The organism is Gordonia sp. L191 (assembly GCF_030077625.1).
GTDB classification, from domain to species: Bacteria; Actinomycetota; Actinomycetes; order Mycobacteriales; family Mycobacteriaceae; genus Gordonia; species Gordonia polyisoprenivorans_A.
Window position 1 is genome coordinate 4802255 of the sequence record NZ_CP125996.1, and the last position, 18040, is coordinate 4820294.

The window sequence follows — 18040 nt, forward strand, 5'->3', positions numbered from 1 at the left end:
GTCAGGCGCCCGCGGTGATCCCGGTGCGGCGCTGCTCGATGATGAGGCAACGGTCCTCGACGTAGAGCAGGCCGGCCGACTCGGCGATCTCCCGGGCCTCCGGTGAAGCGATACCCAACTGCAGCCAGAGTGCGGTGGCGCCGGCGGCCACGGCCTGCCGGGCGATCTCCGGGGTGTCGGCGGACGGGCGGAAGACGTCGACGAGACCGATGTGTTCGGGCACGTCGGCCAGCGTCGGGTACACCTGCTCCCCGACGATCTCGGTGGCGGTGGGATTGACCGGGATGATCCGCCATCCCTTCGACTTCATGTACTCCGGAACCTCGTTGGCGGCCTTGGTCGGATTGGCACTGGCCCCGACCACCGTGATGGTGTCGTAGGTGCGCAGGATCTGTTCGACGACCTCATCGGTACTCATGGCGCCAGTTTAGGGCGTTTCGCCCCGGCGCCGAACGTAAGCTGTGATCCGGGGGCGGAGAAGGAGCGGTAGATGCAGCTGACCCACCCGATCCATCAGGCATTCTCGCGTGGTTTCTATTCCGATTCGGGCCGCGACTACGAGGTCCGACTGTTGCTCGGATATTGCACATCCGGGGGCGCCGACGCCGGGGAGGTTCTCGCGACCATCGACGCCCTCGACTCCGGGCACGAGCAGGCGTGGGCCGATGCCTGGCTGGCGGTGGGCCGTCGGGTGGCCGGCGCTGCGCGCGACTCGTTTGCCCACGGGCATCGAGAGAGCGCAGCGTCGGCGTATCTGCGTGCGGCGAACTATCTCTCGACCGCCTTCGACGGCCTCGACGGGGTGGGTACCGAGACACAACGGATGACGGTGTTCGCCGAACACCGCGCCGCGTGGGACGGCTTCGTCGGCGCCGGCGCCTTTGCCGCGCAACGCCTTTCCATCCCCTATGGCGTAACCACCATGCCCGGCTGGTTGGTGCGGCCCGCCGACGACGATCGGCCCCGCCCGACACTGGTGTTGGTGAACGGGAGCGACGGGTCGATCTCGGCTCTGTGGTGTGCGGCCGGGCACGCCGCGCTCACCCGGGGATACAACGTCGTACTGTTCGACGGCCCGGGGCAGCAGTCGATGCTGTTCGAGAAATCGGCGCTGTTCCGCCCCGATTGGGAGGCGGTGCTGACCCCGGTCACCGACACCATCATCGCGCAGCCGGGTGTGGATGCGCAACGCCTTGCGGTGTACGGGATTTCACAGGCCGGTTTCTGGGTGCCGCAGGCGTTGTCCGTGGAGCACCGTTATCGGGCGGCCGTGGTCGATCCCGGGGTGGTCGATGTGTCGGCGTCGTGGACGACGCACCTGCCGAAATCGTTGGTGGGCATGCTCGACGATCCCTCGAAGGCGAAGCGATTCGATCGGGAGATGGCCCTCGGGCTGACCGGACAGAAAGCAACCCAACGCATGTGGGCGTGGCGGGCACGACCTTATGGGCACAACGGGCAGTACTTCGACACGATGCGCGAGGTCATGCGCTACCGCCTCGACGCCGATGCGGCCGCCGCGATCACCACCCCGATGTTGATCACCGCCCCCGAACACGAGCAGTTCTGGCCCGGGCAATCGGCCCGGCTGGCTGCGATGCTGACCGGAACGTCGTCGACCGTCGTCGATTTCACCGCCGCCGAGGGCGCCAGTTGGCACTGCCAGCCGATGGGCCGGGCGGTGACCGCCGAGCGGATGTTCGACTGGCTCGACGACGCTCTCGAGGTGAGTGCGTGATGACGGGCCGTCGGGGAAAGCGGGATCCGTTCGAGGGTCTGGATCTCGCGTCTCTGAACGGGACCCGTGCGGTGGTCACCGGCGCCACCAACGGATTGGGGTTGGCGACGGCGCGCGCACTCGCCCGCGCGGGTGCGTCGGTGATCCTGCCCGCCCGTGACGTCGAGTTGGGGCGCCGCCGCGCAGAAGAATTCAACGCAGCGGAGTTCGGCGGCGACTGTTCGGTGGTTCGGCTCGACCTCGCGGATCTGTCGTCGGTGCGCGACTGCGCGGCATCCATCGAGGGGCCCATCGACTTCCTCGTCAACAACGCCGGCCTGTTCCCGCACACGCACTCCCAGACCGTCGACGGATTCGAACTCGGCATCGGCACCAATTTCCTCGGCCCGTTCGCCCTCACCAATCTCCTTCTCGCACAGGTCCGCCGACGCATCGTGTGTGTCGCATCCGACGCGCACAAGGCCGCGCGAATCGACCCGGACGATCTCAACTACTCCGACGCGTCGTGGAGCCCACCGCGCGCCTATGCCCGATCCAAGCTCGCGGTGATGTTGTGGGGTCTGGAACTCGACCGGCGTTTGCGCACAACGGGTTCGCCGATCGAGACGATGTTGACCACGCCCGGCTGGGTGGCGTCCAACATCTCCAACAAACCGCACCTCGGACTGGCACATCACATCGTCCGCGGCGGTGCCGAACTGTTCGCCAACGACGTCGACGCCGGTGCCGCCACCACGATCTACTGCCTCACCCAGCCGATCGCGACCGGAAGCTACGTCGGCGTCGACGGCATCGGCGCGCTCCGCGGCCGGCCGGTGCTGTTCGGCCGCTCGCACGCGGCCTGCGATTTCGGACTTGCCGGCCGACTCTGGGAGGCGGCCGAAAAGCTCACGGGGACGGAGTTCTGAGATCTGTCACGCTGTCCCCCGGCCGGACGATTCGCAAGCCGAACGGCCCTGATCTCAGGCAGCATTTGATTACGGTTCCTTTACCTGCATCAGCGTTCAAAGGAGTCCGGCGCAGTGACCACCCCTCCCCCGCCCGGCAGAGGCGACCCCAACCCGTATCAGCCCCAGCAGCCATACGGACAACAGTCCTACGGCCAGCAGCCATACCCCTACCCGCCTCAGCCGCCGCCGAAGAAGCGCAAGATCTGGCCGTGGATTCTCGGTGGCGTCATCCTCGTGTTCGTTCTCATCATCGGCGGTTGCGTTGCTCTCGTGGGCACTGCGGCCAACGAGGTCGACAAGCAGTCGAAGAAGGAAGTCGAGGTCACGTATCGCGTGAGCGGTACCGGAACTGCGTCGATCACGTGGACCGACGAGGACTTCAACATCGCGCAGGCGACGAATGTCACGCTTCCCTGGGAAAAGAAGGTCACGGTCACGGGGTTCGCGAAGGCAGCGTCGCTCACCGTCACGAATGACGAGTCCGATACTGCTTCGACCAAGTGCGAGATCATCGTCGGCGACCAAGTGAAGTACACACAGACTGCGACGGGTCCGTACGCATCGGCGACCTGCACCGGCAGCGTCGACTAGTGCGGCGACTTGGCGTCGCCCGATCCATCTCGTCGGGTCGGGTGACGCGCCAACCCCTTCGGGTCCACCGCAACCTTGATTCAGCAATGACCTGTGCGTCGCCGCCGAATCATTATGTTCTGTATCACTTTTCGCCATCCGACTCCACGAGTACTGAGCGCCGGCGCACGATCGTGGTCACCGACGTGGCCAGCAGGAGTCCGCCCGAAGCGATCCAGAGCACGGCGTCGGGGATGCGGGTGTACGCGTACGCACCGGCAATGGCTCCGGCGGACAAAGCAATCCACATCGCCAGGTAACGCAACCACGCAGTGCGGGACCCACCGAAGAAGCCGTCCACCAGCCGCTGCCCGGCCTTGACCAGGGTTCCGGTCATGTAAGTCAACCCGATCGACACCTCGCCTCCGCGCTGAAAGGTGGCGTTGAGCACGCCCATCGCCACCGAGATCACCAGGATCGCAGGCACTCCGACGCCCAAAGTCTGAGCGAGGGCGGAGCAACCGACAATCCCTGTGGTTGCCCACAACACCACCACTCTGCCGTGCGCGAAGCGTGACAGCACCGACCCGGCGACGACGCCGACGAAGAACAGCCCGATCAGGCCGGCGGCCCGCCCGGCCTGCACCCAGTCACCGGAGGCGGCATTCGCGGCCGCCCTGGTGGTGTTGCCGCTCATGAAGGACACGAAGAATCCACCGAGATGCAGGAAGCCGACAGCGTCGAGGTAGCCGGCGATTGCCGCCAACACCATTGCCAGCGCCAGTTCCCGCCTGCGTATCGAGTGCACTCGCGGATTGTGGCACACGTGCGCAGGACGCAGCCCGCGACGAGGCGAGATGTAGCAGAAGGTCACGCCAGGGGCGAACGTTCTGCTACAACGTGCCGATTCGACGACGAACTCTTGGCGGAAGGAACGTCATGGCTTTCAAACCCCAGCCCGGCTACCCACCGCGTACTTGACCTGCACAAACAGCAGAAAGCACATGACAGCCAAGTCAGCGAAAGCTGTTGAGGCTTGGCTCACCGTCGATAGAGTCCGGTACCCAAACGCTATCGTGCCGCGACGAGACGGTCTGCTCTATCATTACTACCGAGACACGTTTCAGACGCTGGAGCACAAGCGGCAAGGCCAATGACCTGATGGCAGGACACTCAACTACGGAGTGATAGATCGGCTGACGACGTAGTCCAGTGAGCGATCGACATGCCTCACACAGTTGACCTACTTCAAATCTGCAGGGTATCGCTCAGGCGGTTGACCTTCGGTCTCCATTGAAACGATGAACGCGAGAACATCATCCTTCTCGAAGCCTGTCCTCGCGTGATATTCAAAATCGGCAACGAACATCACAGATAGCTTCATACACTCAATGAATGTGGAGATATCAGCTTGAACAGCGGCCCCTGCCGCGAACTCTTTAAACGGCGCGAGAATATTCCGAATTCCTTTAGATCGATCCACTCCCGTCTTCAGCTTGAAGTACTCTTCCGGAGTTGCATCAATGCCATTAAGTATGGCAGCTTTCATCAGTTCCAACTCAGCGGGATTAAGCGCGTTCAATATATTCCCCCCATGATCATAGTTCGTCAAAGTACGCCTTCCCGTCGATTGGAGCGAATGCCGTTCCTTCATTATTAGGATCGTAGACAATCACGGCCCCGCGCAGTCCGTCCCACCACGCTTCTCGGCCTCTGTTCAAGTTCTTATGGTCCTGTGGCGGCGCCCATCGAATCGTGCGATAGATCATATCGATGTACTCATCTCGTGTGACGATTCCGCGCGGAAGGTCGCCTTTCGCCTGGTGTTTGTCAAAGCCGTGGCCGTTTCCAATGCGGAGCGCCTTACCCATTGCGTCGGCATCGTTGACCACTTTCACATATCCGAGGACATCGCCATTCGATGTCCGACTGACTCGCGTGTTACCCGAGCCTTCGCTCCACTGCATCGTCGACACATGCCGGACAATCACCGTATCAAGTTCGTTGACCTTGATGCTTCCCTTCACACCTGTGGGCGTGTACTCGATATTTGCCTGGTCGGTGACGTCCTTGCCGTTGACCCAGACCCGAACTTTGTTGCGGGTCATGCGAGCGTCTCCGTTGGAGACGACAGGTGTCGCTTTGTCAGAAAAGGTGAGTGTGCCGGTCTTCTGCCCGGCGTCGGGGTGATACCTCATGTTTCCTGTCACCTGAACATCGCCCTGCCATCCCCCGCGAATCGGAAGATCTTCGTCTGGATAGGCGTACTCTCGGCCATCAGTGTTCGGGAACGGAATCTCGTCGTCAGCCAGCGTCCGGTAGATTCCCGGAATCTTGAGCCCCTTGCTGTAGCTCGACAGCCTTGAACGTGCCCGCGGATTGGCCGCAGCAAACGCCGCCGCACCCGCCACCACCCATACCGCCAGAGGGATCTCCGGCTGCTTCGACCCGGAATCCAACGCGTGCGGCGGGTTGCTTGGCTGTGGGTTCGCAGTGGTCGCGCCCGGAACCGTGGTCGCCACCGGTGCAGCGGTGGAGGGCACCACCGGAATCTGCCCGGTGGTGTCGCCCGGCGGTACTGGTGGTGTCGGACGGACGCCGCCAGTGTTCGGGTTGGTCGGCGTGGAGCCGCCGCTGCCGCCACCTGCTGCTGGTGGTTGTGGAGCGGCCTGTCCGGGCACGGTCACGATGGGTGTGCCGTTGCCTTCGCCCGGGCCGGGCCCGATATTGGAGCCAACCTGCGGGCCGCCTGAACCCGCACCATTGGTGCCAGTCGTAGGTGCCGGGGTGTTCGTCGTTGGCTGGAACGTATTCGTCGGAACCGAAATGCACGGCCAGTTCGAGCCATACTGGGCGCGCATCTGATCACACAACGCATCCGCATGCGCCGGAGCCGCATCACTCCCGAGTGCGGCGACCGTGACCCCGCCGCCGATAGCGAGGACGGCTGCCGCCATCAGCCCGGCGCCGAGACGACGACGGGGCACCCGGTGACGGCCACGACGAGCCTGTACCGTCTGCAACTCCCGAGCGGGCTCAGCGTGCTGATGATTGCTGGGTGTCATTCGGTTTTGCCCCACATCAGGGCACCCAGGATGGCGTCCGCTCCGGCCCAGAACCAGCGTCCGGCGATCGACATCACCAGAAAGAACACCAGGAACACCGGGATCACACCCCACCGGTCCGACCACTCACCAAGATTCGACAGGTTCGCCGCCGCCAACACCAGCACCACGCAGCCGACGAGGAACAACATCACCTTCAGCACCGGCACCCCACTACCGGTGTCGGCAGCGTCGTTCGGCGCAGCAGTAGTGGCGTCACGGTCATCGAGCGAGCGATCACCACCACTACGGATGGTAGGGAGTTCGGAGGTCACGGCATCGGCGTCAAACCGATGCGCGCCACCCGGAACAGACGAAGCAGGAGCAGTCATACGAGATCACAGCCCTTCAGGGAGAAGATTGGGAACGAGAAGAGAGAGGGAGGGAACGTCGTCCCTCAGGCACCGCATGCCGGTGAGGAGGCCAGCGACACCAGGTCACAGATAGTGCGGTTTTCCGTACACGTTGATCGTGTTGTCGTTCAACGCCGTTGACACACTCACGGTCACATACGCGCGCAGGGCGACCGGCCCCAAACAACCGTCGACCTTCACATGCACCCCGTCGACAGTGATACCGGCTTTCCCGGTCTGCATCTTCTTGCTGCCGAACGGAATATCCGCGATCGTGCCCGGCCGCAACGTCGTCGCAATATTCGGGGTCACCGTCGCACCGATCACCACCGCCGGCGGATACGAAATGTTCATCTGCGCCGACGGCCCACCAGACACCCCGACCGTGGCACCCGACGTCACATCCGTGTTGCAGCCGATCTGAAACCCGGCCGCGACAGTGCCCGCCTGCACCGGCACCGACCCGGTCCCAGCGATGACGCCCTCACCTTTCAGACTCAGGAAACCCTCTCTCGTCCACGGCGATTGGTTGAGGGGTGGCACCGAACGCACCTGCTCGTGCGACTTGATCGCCGAGACAACCCATCCATCATCCGTGCGCTTGGTCGTCTGCTGATCAGCAAACGAACTCGGGGCAGCACCAGATGCACCCGCGCCGATCACCGACCCGACCACCACACACACGACACCAGCACCCGCCAGCACGCCGCGACGTCGCATGACTCCCGATCGTCGTCGCCTCACCGAACCAATCCCCACCGCCATGCCGTCCCCTCGCTACATCCATCCGACACCACGAACTGCGAATGTCAGATGCCGAACTGATTGCCGAAAGCAAACCACAAGGTCGACCTTTCGGCAAGATAACAATTCGGTGAAATGGCCTGGCACCGAGACAAATCAGCAGGTCAGAACCCTCTGAACGTCATTCCGGAACTGAGAAGAATCCCCCGGAAAGGGGACACCACGTGGATACAGGGCCTACCACGGCAACCTCGCCTTCACTACTCCGATCCACCCTCGTCCTCAAACACGGCCAGGTACACCACACCAACGACCGGATAGCGCACACGAGTCGGAAAATCCGACAACGCAGACCCGCCACCGACAATCACACGCACCCGGCCCGGACGACACCTCCCCCGAAAGATATGCCCCGCCAAGCGAATACACGTACCTCAGCAGACAGCCATCAGCTGTAGTACAGTCTCGATCCAGTTCACTACACATCACGGGGGTCCGACATGAAACACGCAAAGACCACTGCCGCACCGGCCGGGATCGTCGCCGCCACATCTGTGGCCGCTGGAGCCCTCGGAGCCGGTCACGCCGATGCCCGTGACTACACCCGCCACGGCGTCACACTCACCGTTTCCCAGACCGCGTTCGTCGCCCACAACAACCTGGGCACCGCATTCTCCGGCATCCCCTACATTCCCAACCTCGTCTACAACCCGACCTGGGGCCATGTCATCCAACGTGACGCCCAAGCCGCCACCCTTGTTGAGGGATGCATCGAGATCGGGATCGCCACCCCCAACGACGGTGGCCCCGGCAACATCGACTACGTCACCCTCTGGCCCGCCAGCCGATGCGCACCATAACCGCGCCGTACACCGCTCACCGACGTACGTCCCTGGTCGCAGTCTCGTGTTCATCGACATCGTCCTCGCCACACTCGCCGGCACAACCCTCCTCACCGCGTTGGCCCGCATGATCCTCTGGCGAACAGCACGGGGGCGCACACGAATCGAGCGAAGCGAACCGCTCTGAGTATTAGCATTTTCCGGCGACGGAACATGTCACCGCCGCAGAAACGCTCGCTTTATCGCACACGATCGGCCCCCGAGGGGCCCGTGTAGCGTTCATCATGAGGCGCATTATCGACCTACAACCCTGCGTAAGTGTTTTGGTCCACGTCTCAGATGAGTCGCTTTACTGTCCCGTAGTGGATGCCGGGACCAGATATACATCGGCGAGGACGGACAGGTGCAGTCCGCTGTCGTGCACCAGCGATTCGGCGGACTGCTCGCCGTCGACACCGACACCGACACCGACACCGACACCGACACCGACACCGACACCGACACCGAGATCATGACTAATGAGATGACCGACACCCCCGACACGCCATCCGACAACACATTAGAGCCAGCATCCGGCGACACCGCCTTCGACCTCGGTGGCCTCACCCTCACCGAAGCCCTCTTGCTCGCACAGCGAAACCTGCAGGTCAGACCCATCCGCAGGCACAAACAAACTCGGCGCGTACTTGCGTACGCGCCGAGTTCGAATAACGCCCATTTGGCGGAAGCGGAGGGATTTGAACCCCCGGTGGTTTTACCCACGCTCGCTTTCAAGGCGAGTGCATTCGGCCGCTCTGCCACGCTTCCCTGCCGAAAAGGGTACGTGAGGGCCCTGCAGCCGGCCGAATCGGCTCACGGGTCGCCACCGATCTCCTGACGCGTCGCCAGCTGGTGGATGCGGCCCGTGCACGCAGCGCGCCTACCAGCACCGACCGCGCACGGTGGCCGCCCTGTGCCACGATCGGGTGATGCGTGCCGTCACCGTTTCTTCGTCAGGCGATCTGTCCGTCTCCACCATCGACGATCCGGTCGCCGACCTCGGCGAGGTCGTCATCGACGTCGTCTCGGCCGGGGTGAACCGCGCTGATCTGCTCCAGCGCCGCGGCAACTATCCGCCGCCTCCCGGCGCACCGGAGACCCTCGGGCTGGAGGTCTCGGGCCGGATCAGCGAGGTCGGGGCACGGGTGTCGGGCTGGTCGGTCGGCGACGAGGTGTGCGCGTTGCTCGCCGGCGGCGGATATGCCGAGAGGGTGGCGGTTCCCGCGGCGCAGGTGCTGCCGGTCCCGGCCGGGGTTCTTCTCGCCGACGCGGCGGCGCTACCGGAGGTGGCGTGCACGGTGGTCTCCAACGTCATCGAGGCCGGTGGCCTGCGAGCTGGTGAACTGCTCCTCGTCCACGGCGGATCGAGCGGTATCGGCACCCACGCCATCCAGCTCGCCCACGCACTCGGCGCCCGCGTCGCCGTCACCGCACGTACCGCGGCGAAGCTCGATCGATGCGCCGGGTTCGGTGCCGACGTCCTGATCAATTACGCCACAGACGATTTCGTGGAGGTGATCACCGAAAGCGGAGGCGCCGACGTCATCCTCGACATCATCGGCGCAAAGTATCTGGCGCAGAACATCTCTGCGCTGCGCACCGGCGGCCGCCTGGTCATCATCGGCATGCAGGGCGGCACCAAGGCCGAATTGTCGATCGCCGCGCTGATGGGTAAACGCGCGTCGGTGATCGGGACGACGCTGCGATCCCGACCGGTCGATGGGGACGGCGGCAAGGCCCAGATCGTCACGCACACGCGAACGGTGACCTGGCCGCTGATCGAGGCGGGCAAGGTGCTGCCGGTCATCGACAGCGTCTACGACCTCGACGACGCCGCGGCAGCGCATGATCGCCTCGACAGCGGCGAGGCGATCGGCAAGGTGTTGCTGCGCGTGGCCGCAGTCTGATCACCGCAGACTGATCACCCAAAGCCGGTTACCCCCGGCGCCAAGAGCTGGCGGCTCAGGCGAGCCCGTCCGAACAGGGGCGGGCCGAGGAGCCGTCGCGGATCTTGCCGAAGATGCGGCGGAGGGACTCGAACTCCTCCTTGGTGAGCACCTCGATGACATGCTTACGGACCACCGCGTCGCGGATGTCGAGTTGTGCGCGCAGTTGGGCCCGTCCGTGGTCGGTGAGGCGGACCAGTCGGTGCCGGGCATCCGAGCGCGAGTGCACACGTTCGAGGATTTCGTCCTCGATGAGGCGGGCGACCACGCGCGACACCGTGCTCACGCCGGCATGCATGGCCGCGGCTATCTCACTGATCCCGATCGTTTCACGGGCGGCGATGATCTCGAGCACCCGCATGTCGTTGACCGAGACCCCCGCGGCGCTGAAGCCCGCGGTCACCTCGGCCATCAGGGCCCAGCCCCCGTCGACGAAAGCACTCCACACGGCCAACTCGTCGTCGGACAGCCGCGCGGACTCCTCGGTGTTCACTTTCCACAAAATAGTGCACCAGAGCAGAACTTACTAACTCAGTGGGTCGGGCGACCGACAAAGTTGTCCACTTCACGCCAACGAACCGAGTGTCCGCACGAGATGGTCGACCTCGTACGGCGTCGAATACGGTCCGAGCCCGACGGTGACAGCTCCTCCGAAATCGCCGGCGCCCATGCGGGCGAGCGCACGGCTCGGCAGGTCGGCGAGCGCACAGATCCCGTTGTCGGCGAGTCTGCGCACCACGGTGTCGGCCCCAACCCCGTCTACGGCGAAGCTGACCAACGGGACCCGGTTGTCGCTCTTGCCGATCACCGACACGTGATTGAGCTGGTCAAGTGAGTTGATGAGGTAGAAACCGAGCCGCTGCAGGTACTCGTTGACGCCGTCGAGAGCAGTGGTCAGTCGTCGCCGACGCTTACCCAGAGCAGTCTCGTCGAGACTTGCGAGATGTTCGACGGAAGCCACGACGCCGGCCAGTAGGGCGCCTTGATGCTCGTCGATCTCGAGTCGCTCAGGCCCCACCGCATGCGGATCCGATGACATCGTGTTCAACCGGTCGATCGCCCGCGGCTCGGCGAAGACCATCGCCGCCATCCGCGGCCCACCCCACCGTTCGGCGGACACGACGACGACGTCGGCACCGAGTTCGTCGATGTCGAGCGGAAGGTAGGGCGCGGCACTCGACGCGTCGACGACGACCATCGCGCCGACCTCCCGCGCCCGCGCGGCGATGTCGCTGACATCGGTGAGGGTGCCCAGCGTCGACGAGGCCAGGGGAACCGCCACCACAGCGGTGTGCCGGTCGATCAGGTCGTCGTACTGCCAGGCCGGCAGTTCTCCGGTTTCGACGTCGATTTCGGCCCACCGCAGCGTGCCACCGACGCGGTCGACGACGCGCACCCACGGCAGGATGTTCGGCTCGTCGTCCTGGCGGCTGACGACGACGTTGCCCGACAGCCATTTGTTGGGGTTGATCGCCTCGGCGAGCGTCCACAGCAACACCGACCGCGAGGGTCCGAGCACCACGCCTGAGGCCTGCCCGGCCACCAGGTCGGCGATGGCCCGGCGGGCGCCGTCGAGGGCGTCGGCGGTCTCGCGCGCCGCCGGATACCGGCCCCGCGGCGACGCCCCGAGCTGTCGGAATCCGCGGGACACCGCGGAGGCCACCGAGTCCGGGATCACCATCCCGGCCTGCGGATCGAAGCGAATCCAGCCGTCGCCGAGCGAGGGAAAAAGTCCACGCGCATGGGCGACATCGAAGGGCATGGCCCCACGATAGACGCGGCCTGTGCGCCGATCAGCGGGTATCCGATGACCGGTTCCGTACGTCGGGCGCAAGCCGGTTGGGCACAATGGAGAACATGGTCATTGACGGCAACAATGCGAATCCCTTCGGCACCCCCGATCGCGACGGAGCGTCCGAGACCGACAACGATTCGGTCGTCATCCTGGGTGCCGACTCCCCGCTGGGTACCCAGGCCGCGGCGCAGGGTTCCTCCTCGGAGTCCTCCGACGGTTCCAGCGTCGCCGACATGGTCGAGCAGCCGGCGAAGGTCATGCGGATCGGCACGATGATCAAGCAACTCCTCGAAGAGGTCCGTGCGGCTCCGCTCGACGAGGCGAGCCGCAACCGGCTGCGCGAGATCCACGAGTCGTCGATCCGCGAACTCGAGGACGGGCTGGCACCGGAGCTGCGCGAGGAGCTCGAGCGGCTCGCCCTGCCGTTCACCGACGACACCACCCCGTCCGACGCCGAGCTGCGTATCGCCCAGGCCCAGCTCGTCGGCTGGCTCGAGGGGCTCTTCCACGGCATCCAGACCGCACTGTTCGCCCAGCAGATGGCCGCTCGCGCGCAACTCGAGCAGATGCGTCAGGGAGCGCTGCCACCGGGGATGACACCGTCGGCGGGCGGACACGGCAGCACCGGTCAGTACCTCTGATCGGTACCTCTGGACGCCGGCGGTGGTTCCGCCGCTTGTATGCTGTGGCCTCGTGTCAGCCGAAGTGATGCAGGGGCGGGTCCCACCGCCGCCCACAGGTGCGACGTCGCGGTCCATGCGCCGGGCGTTCGACGACCTGTCGGCGGGTCTGAATGCCCGCGAACTGTGGCTGCACCTCGGGTGGCAGGACATCAAGCAGCGCTACCGCCGCTCCCTGCTCGGTCCCCTGTGGATCACGATCGCCACCGGCGTCACCGCGGTCGCGATGGGCCTGCTCTACGGCGAGCTGTTCCACATGGACATCAAGTCGTTCCTGCCGTATGTGACGCTCGGGTTCATCTTCTGGAACTTCATCCAGAACTCGATCCTCGAGGGCGCCGAGGTGTTCTCCAAGAACGAGGGCCTGATCAAACAGCTCCCATCACCTGTGAGCGTGCACGTCTACCGGATGGTGTGGCGGCAGCTGATCATCTTCGCCCACAACATCGTCATCTACATCGCCATCCTGATCATCTTCCCGCAGCCGCTGAATTGGACTGCCCTGCTGGTGATCCCGGCGATCGCGCTGTTCGTCATCAACGGCGTGTGGGTGTCGATCGTCTTCGGCATCCTCTCGACCCGCTTCCGCGACATCGGCCAGCTGCTGACCACAGCGGTGCAGTTGGTGTTCTTCATGACGCCGATCATCTGGACCACCGAGAACCTCGGCAAGCAGACCGGAGAGAAGTCGGAGCGACTCAAACTCGTCGAACTCAACCCGATGTATCACTACCTCGACATCGCGCGCGGCCCGCTGCTCGGCGAGTCGGTGGCCTTCTATCACTGGGCGGTCGTGATCGGCTGCACGATCGTCGGCTGGCTGATGGCGTTGGCCGTGATGCGCAACTACCGCGCCCGCGTGGCCTACTGGGTGTGACCGGCGGAGATAAGGCGACAACCATGGCGACCAGCAAGAGCACCGTCCGGGTGGACACCTGGGATGCGTGTGTTGACTTCCCGATCTTCGATGCCAAGACGCGCTCGCTGAAGAAATCGGTGATCGGTGCGGCCGGCGGCGTGATCGGCGCCAATGCGTCGAACGTGATCGTCGTCGAGGCCCTCAAGAACATCAATCTGCATCTCGAGCACGGCGATCGCGTCGGATTGGTCGGGCACAACGGCGCGGGCAAGTCGACCCTGCTGCGACTGCTGTCGGGGATCTACGAGCCGACGCGCGGGCACTGCCAGGTGACCGGCCGCGTCGCGCCCGTCTTCGACCTCGGGGTCGGCATGGACGCGGAGATCTCCGGCTACGAGAACATCATCATCCGCGGCATGTTCCTGGGACTGACCCGCAAGGAGATGCTCAAGAAGACCGACGAGATCGCGGAGTTCTCCGAGCTCGGCGACTACCTGAACATGCCGCTGCGCACCTACTCCACCGGTATGCGGGTGCGCCTCGCCCTCGGCGTGGTGACCAGCATCGATCCGGAGATCCTCATCCTCGACGAGGGTATCGGCGCCGTCGACGCCGAGTTCATGAAGAAGGCGCGGACCCGTCTCGAGGCGCTCGTGGAGCGCTCGGGCATCCTCGTCTTCGCCAGCCACTCCAACGAATTCCTCGCCCAGCTGTGCGACCGCGCCCTGTGGATCGACCACGGCGAGGTGCGCATGGACGGCGGCATCGAGGACGTGGTGAACGCCTACGAGGGACCCGAGGCGGCATCGCATGTGCGTGAGGTTCTCGATGGCCTGAAGAAGGAAGCCGACACCGCCGAATGAGCATGCGCGACAAGATCGTTGCGGTCGTCGTCACCCATCGGCGCGCGGAGCTGCTAGCCGCATCACTATCGGTCCTCGCCACACAGACCCGGCCCGTCGACCACATCGTCGTCGTCGACAATGCCGATGAGGCAGCGGTCGCCGAACTCGTTGCTACTCAGCCGGTTCCGACAACGTATCTGGGATCCGAGCGGAATCTCGGCGGGGCGGGCGGTTTCGCGCTGGGCATGCTGCACGCACTGGCCCTCGGCGCCGACTGGGTGTGGTGCGCCGACGACGACGGCCGGCCCGAGGGGCCCGAGGTTCTCGATATCCTGCTGGGCTGCGCGACCCGCCACAACCTCGCCGAAGTGTCACCGGTCGTCGTCAACATCGACGATCCGGATACCCTCGCCTTTCCGCTTCGACGTGGAATCGCCTGGCGGCGTAAGCGTTCCGAGCTATTCGAGAACGGCGAGGACAGCGGTGACGACCTGTTGCCCGGCATCGCGTCACTGTTCAACGGGGCCCTGTTCCGCGCGGACACCCTGGACATGGTCGGCGTCCCCGACCTGCGTCTGTTCTTCCGCGGTGACGAGGTCGAGATGCACCGCCGACTGCAGCGGTCCGGTCTGCCGTTCGGAACCTGTTTGACCACTGCGTATCTCCACCCCTACGGCTCCGACGAGTTCCGGCCGATCATGGGCGGACGGATGCACACCCAGTACCCGGACAACCCGACCAAGCGGTTCTTCACCTACCGCAACCGCGGCTACCTGATGAGTCAGCCCGGGATGCGGAAGTTGCTCCCGCAGGAGTACGCGCGTTTCGGCTGGTACTTCCTGGTGCAACAACACGACGTCAAGGGCTTCTCCGAGTGGCTGCGCCTGCAGCGGCTCGGCCGGCGGGAACGGTTCGTCCGACCGGAGTGAGGGGTGATTTACCCCGGTTCGTCGCCCCCGATCGAGTTCTCTCGCGCCGTTGGCGCTGCCTTTCCCGAACCTTGCCCCGCAAAACTAGAACGTGTTCTACTGTGGAGACGGACCACGACGGGCTATCCGGGAGTAGAGCATGCGTTTCACCTTCGCCGAGGCGATGACCGATCCGGCCTACTACGCGCCGCTCGCGCAAGCCGCCGAGGCAGCGGGATATGCGGGGTTCACGATTCCGGACTCACTCGCCTATCCCGAAGAGTCCGACGCGACCTATCCGTACACGCCCGACGGCAATCGAGAGTTCCTTGAGGGCAAGGCGTTCATCGAGACCTTCATCGAGGCGGCCGCCCTGGGAGCGGTCACCTCGACGATTCGCTTCACACCGTTCGTGCTCAAGCTGCCGGTCCGCCCGCCGGCCCTCGTCGCCAAACAGGCGAGTTCGGTTGCGTACCTGACCAACAACCGGCTCGCGCTCGGGGTCGGCACGAGCCCCTGGCCCGAGGACTACGACTTCATGGGGGTCGACTTCCGCAGGCGCGGAAAGCGTATGGACGAATGCATGGACATCTTCCGTGGGCTCACCTCCGGGGAGTACTTCGAGTTCCACGGCGAGTTCTACGACTTCCCGAAGATCAAGATGGCACCTGCTCCGACCGAACCGATTCCCCTACTCGTCGGCGGTCATGCCGACGCGGCGCTGCGCCGAGCGGTGGTCCGCGGCGACGGCTGGATGCATGGCGGTGGGCCGCCCGAGGAACTCGACGCCCTGCTCGACAAGATCACCGACATCCGCAAGGCCGAGGGAAAACTTAACGACCCCTTCGAGATCCACGTCATCTCGCTCGACGCCTATACCGTCGATGGCTGTAAACGCCTGGAGGACAAAGGCATCACCGATGTCATCGTCGGCTTCCGGTTGCCCTACATCATCGGCGACGACACCGAGCCCCTACAGAAGAAGCTCGATCACCTGAACTGGTACGCCGACAACGTGATCGCCAAGGTCAACGGCTGAGGGCAGCGATCACTTCTTCCGCACGTCGGTGACGATTCGCGTCATATCGTCGAGAAAGCGCTCGATGAGCCGCAGTTCGGCTTGACCATAGTCCTCCAGCGCCTCCACCGCCGGGACGATCAGCGGACCGAAAAAACCTCTACCAACAGTTCGCGCGTGCTCGGTCACCTCGACGAGGACTCGGCGACGGTCGTCGCGATCCGGCGTTCGCACGACCATCCCGCGTCGTTCGAGCCGATCGAGAATTGCGGTCACTGTCGCCGAGTTGAGTCCACCCAGGGTACGACCGAGCACCGCCGGCGTTACCGCCTCATCATCGCGTTCGGCCTCCAGCAGGACGATCAACGCTCGCAGATCGGTGGCGTGAAGCCCTTCGGACTTCGCGAATTGCGCACCGAACAGGTCCAATTCGACCGTCAACGCGCGCAACTCACGAATGAGCCGATACTCCGGTCGCGAATCGTCGAGGTTGTCGTCGCGGCGCATCGCTCGACAGTACCTCATCGATCAATTACCTTGATGATCAACTTACACGATCTTCGAGAGGACTGTCATGGCTGACGGCCACGCGTTCGCTTCAACCCCCGCTGGTCGCGAGTTCTTGGGCCTCTACCAAGCCCTACGTGAGCACTGGCCGACAGACGCCACAGACGCCGATCTGCCGTCCCGATTCGGCACGACTCACACGACATCATGGGGCCGCGGCACCGGCACGGATCTCGTGCTGCTGCCAGGAGCCGGTGCGACACTGACGGAATGGTTCACCGTCGCCGAACCCCTGGGCGCGCATCGGCGTTGCCACGCAGCGGACTTCATCGGAGACCCCGGGCTATCCGTCCCTGGACGCGACCGCATCCGGTCGGTCGACGATGTTCTCGAGTGGCTCCAAACGACGCTGGCTTCTCTGCGCGCAGACCGTCCGATCCTCGTCGGCCACTCCTACGGCGCGATGGTCGCCCTGGGCTTTGCGCTCAGGCATCCAGAACAGGTGAGCGGACTGGTGCTGCTCGACCCCAATTCATGTTTTGGACCAATGCGGATGCAATACCTCGCCCACGCAGTACCGATTCTGCTGCGGCCGAGTCGCTCTCGGCAGCGGACGTTTCTCGAATGGGAGACCGGCGGTGCCGCGTTGGATCATCAATGGCTCGAATTGTCGGCGATCGGCGCCGCACACTTCCCCTCCACTCGACCACGCGTCCCGCGCCGACCGAAGGCGGCGGCGCTGGCCGAGTTGGCGGTGCCGGTGTCGGTGATCCTCGCGGCAGGCAGCAGAGTCCATGACGTCGGCAAGATCGCAGCCTCGGCACGAGACTCTCTGCCGCACTGTCAGATTGACATCATCGATGGGGCCACTCACCACTCACTTCCCATGCTGCCGCAACCGGCCGTCACCACAGTGCTCGCTTCCGCATGCACCCAGTTCGCCGGCGGGTGACCCACCGAGCGTCGAACCGATGCAACTCGAATGCCGACAAGCCTCTATCACACCCCACCGACATGAATTCCAGTTGGGCCGAGCACTCAATCCCGTTGTCCACAAGCATCTTTCCCTGCACAGATCTGTCGAACACCCTTGCCCTACTGCATATGTTCGAGTACCATGGAGGCATCGCACCGATCAGCCA

The 18040-nt window shown here is 64.4% G+C and carries 20 protein-coding genes and 1 tRNA gene; 11 read left to right on the forward strand and 10 right to left on the reverse strand.

The genetic code is table 11. The features are described from left to right. Nucleotide 1 precedes the first annotated feature (1 nt). Entirely contained in the window at nucleotides 2-418 is a 417-nt protein-coding gene (locus QNM97_RS21675; protein WP_283820276.1) for a CoA-binding protein, read from the reverse strand. Between the two features lie 72 nt (nucleotides 419-490). Here QNM97_RS21675 and QNM97_RS21680 point away from each other — a divergent pair, with 72 nt between their 5' ends. From QNM97_RS21680 to QNM97_RS21690, 3 genes are all read left to right on the forward strand, one after another. Then, a complete protein-coding gene (locus tag QNM97_RS21680; protein ID WP_283820277.1) occupies nucleotides 491-1738 on the forward strand; it encodes an alpha/beta hydrolase family protein in 1248 nt (415 codons plus the stop codon). Then, the gene (locus QNM97_RS21685) at nucleotides 1738-2646 is read left to right on the forward strand and encodes an SDR family NAD(P)-dependent oxidoreductase (protein ID WP_283820278.1); all 909 of its coding nucleotides are present in this window, start codon (nucleotides 1738-1740) and stop codon (nucleotides 2644-2646) included. The genes QNM97_RS21680 and QNM97_RS21685 overlap by 1 nt, the downstream gene beginning before the upstream one ends. Before the next feature lie 114 nt (nucleotides 2647-2760). After that, on the forward strand, nucleotides 2761-3279 hold the full coding sequence (locus tag QNM97_RS21690) for an MmpS family transport accessory protein (RefSeq protein ID WP_283820279.1): 519 nt from the start codon (nucleotides 2761-2763) through the stop codon (nucleotides 3277-3279). Nucleotides 3280-3403: 124 nt separating this feature from the next. Here QNM97_RS21690 and QNM97_RS21695 read toward each other — a convergent pair whose 3' ends face one another. The 5 genes from QNM97_RS21695 to QNM97_RS21715 all read right to left on the reverse strand — a co-directional run bounded on the left by QNM97_RS21695 (nucleotide 3404) and on the right by QNM97_RS21715 (nucleotide 7435). Then, the gene (locus QNM97_RS21695) at nucleotides 3404-4042 is read right to left on the reverse strand and encodes a YoaK family protein (protein ID WP_283823279.1); all 639 of its coding nucleotides are present in this window, start codon (nucleotides 4040-4042) and stop codon (nucleotides 3404-3406) included. Between the two features lie 459 nt (nucleotides 4043-4501). Continuing rightward, nucleotides 4502-4807 (reverse strand): hypothetical protein, encoded by a 306-nt coding sequence (locus QNM97_RS21700; protein ID WP_283820280.1) that lies wholly within the window; start codon nucleotides 4805-4807, stop codon nucleotides 4502-4504. Nucleotides 4808-4856: 49 nt separating this feature from the next. Then, nucleotides 4857-6215: a hypothetical protein gene (locus QNM97_RS21705; RefSeq protein ID WP_283820281.1), complete on the reverse strand. Its 1359-nt coding sequence runs from the start codon at nucleotides 6213-6215 to the stop codon at nucleotides 4857-4859. Nucleotides 6216-6319: 104 nt separating this feature from the next. Further along, the gene (locus QNM97_RS21710; protein WP_283820282.1) at nucleotides 6320-6637 is read right to left on the reverse strand and encodes a hypothetical protein; all 318 of its coding nucleotides are present in this window, start codon (nucleotides 6635-6637) and stop codon (nucleotides 6320-6322) included. Nucleotides 6638-6799: 162 nt separating this feature from the next. Then, a complete protein-coding gene (locus tag QNM97_RS21715; RefSeq protein WP_283820283.1) occupies nucleotides 6800-7435 on the reverse strand; it encodes an MspA family porin in 636 nt (211 codons plus the stop codon). Between the two features lie 524 nt (nucleotides 7436-7959). Here QNM97_RS21715 and QNM97_RS21720 point away from each other — a divergent pair. Continuing rightward, a complete protein-coding gene (locus tag QNM97_RS21720; RefSeq protein ID WP_283820284.1) occupies nucleotides 7960-8319 on the forward strand; it encodes a hypothetical protein in 360 nt (119 codons plus the stop codon). A 701-nt stretch (nucleotides 8320-9020) separates the two neighbouring features. Here the strand turns inward: QNM97_RS21720 and QNM97_RS21725 are convergent. Then, nucleotides 9021-9108 (reverse strand) — tRNA-Ser (locus QNM97_RS21725). A gap of 161 nt (nucleotides 9109-9269) precedes the next feature. On the opposite strand from QNM97_RS21725, the gene QNM97_RS21730 reads away from it, so the two are divergent. Further along, the gene (locus tag QNM97_RS21730; protein WP_208793722.1) at nucleotides 9270-10247 is read left to right on the forward strand and encodes an NAD(P)H-quinone oxidoreductase; all 978 of its coding nucleotides are present in this window, start codon (nucleotides 9270-9272) and stop codon (nucleotides 10245-10247) included. 55 nt (nucleotides 10248-10302) lie between these two features. On the opposite strand, the gene QNM97_RS21735 is transcribed toward QNM97_RS21730, so the two are convergent. Together QNM97_RS21735 and QNM97_RS21740 are read right to left on the reverse strand one after the other, a co-directional pair. Further along, nucleotides 10303-10779, reverse strand: coding sequence for a MarR family winged helix-turn-helix transcriptional regulator (locus tag QNM97_RS21735; protein WP_283820285.1), 477 nt, complete (start codon nucleotides 10777-10779; stop codon nucleotides 10303-10305). 72 nt (nucleotides 10780-10851) lie between these two features. Beyond that, nucleotides 10852-12048 carry an aminotransferase class V-fold PLP-dependent enzyme gene (locus tag QNM97_RS21740; RefSeq protein WP_283820286.1) on the reverse strand — a complete coding sequence of 399 codons (1197 nt, stop codon included), beginning with the start codon at nucleotides 12046-12048 and terminating at the stop codon, nucleotides 10852-10854. Between the two features lie 95 nt (nucleotides 12049-12143). Between QNM97_RS21740 and QNM97_RS21745 the strand changes: the two genes are divergently transcribed. The 5 genes from QNM97_RS21745 (at nucleotide 12144) to QNM97_RS21765 (ending at nucleotide 16412) form a co-directional block, all read left to right on the forward strand. Further along, entirely contained in the window at nucleotides 12144-12722 is a 579-nt protein-coding gene (locus tag QNM97_RS21745) for a bacterial proteasome activator family protein (RefSeq protein ID WP_425324106.1), read from the forward strand. A gap of 67 nt (nucleotides 12723-12789) precedes the next feature. After that, complete coding sequence (wzm, locus tag QNM97_RS21750; RefSeq protein WP_165776348.1) at nucleotides 12790-13638, forward strand: galactan export ABC transporter permease subunit Wzm/RfbD; 849 nt, start codon at nucleotides 12790-12792, stop codon at nucleotides 13636-13638. 23 nt (nucleotides 13639-13661) lie between these two features. Further along, nucleotides 13662-14483, forward strand: a complete 822-nt coding sequence (gene wzt, locus QNM97_RS21755; RefSeq protein WP_283820288.1) for a galactan export ABC transporter ATP-binding subunit Wzt/RfbE — start codon at nucleotides 13662-13664, stop codon at nucleotides 14481-14483. Beyond that, complete coding sequence (gene glfT1 / locus QNM97_RS21760) at nucleotides 14480-15394, forward strand: galactofuranosyltransferase GlfT1 (RefSeq protein ID WP_283820289.1); 915 nt, start codon at nucleotides 14480-14482, stop codon at nucleotides 15392-15394. The genes wzt and glfT1 overlap by 4 nt, the downstream gene beginning before the upstream one ends. A gap of 139 nt (nucleotides 15395-15533) precedes the next feature. After that, nucleotides 15534-16412 carry a TIGR03619 family F420-dependent LLM class oxidoreductase gene (locus QNM97_RS21765; RefSeq protein WP_283820290.1) on the forward strand — a complete coding sequence of 293 codons (879 nt, stop codon included), beginning with the start codon at nucleotides 15534-15536 and terminating at the stop codon, nucleotides 16410-16412. A gap of 9 nt (nucleotides 16413-16421) precedes the next feature. Here QNM97_RS21765 and QNM97_RS21770 read toward each other — a convergent pair whose 3' ends face one another. Then, a complete protein-coding gene (locus QNM97_RS21770) occupies nucleotides 16422-16898 on the reverse strand; it encodes a MarR family winged helix-turn-helix transcriptional regulator (RefSeq protein WP_283820291.1) in 477 nt (158 codons plus the stop codon). A gap of 67 nt (nucleotides 16899-16965) precedes the next feature. On the opposite strand from QNM97_RS21770, the gene QNM97_RS21775 reads away from it, so the two are divergent. Beyond that, entirely contained in the window at nucleotides 16966-17850 is an 885-nt protein-coding gene (locus QNM97_RS21775) for an alpha/beta fold hydrolase (protein ID WP_283820292.1), read from the forward strand. Nucleotides 17851-18040: the final 190 nt, after the last annotated feature.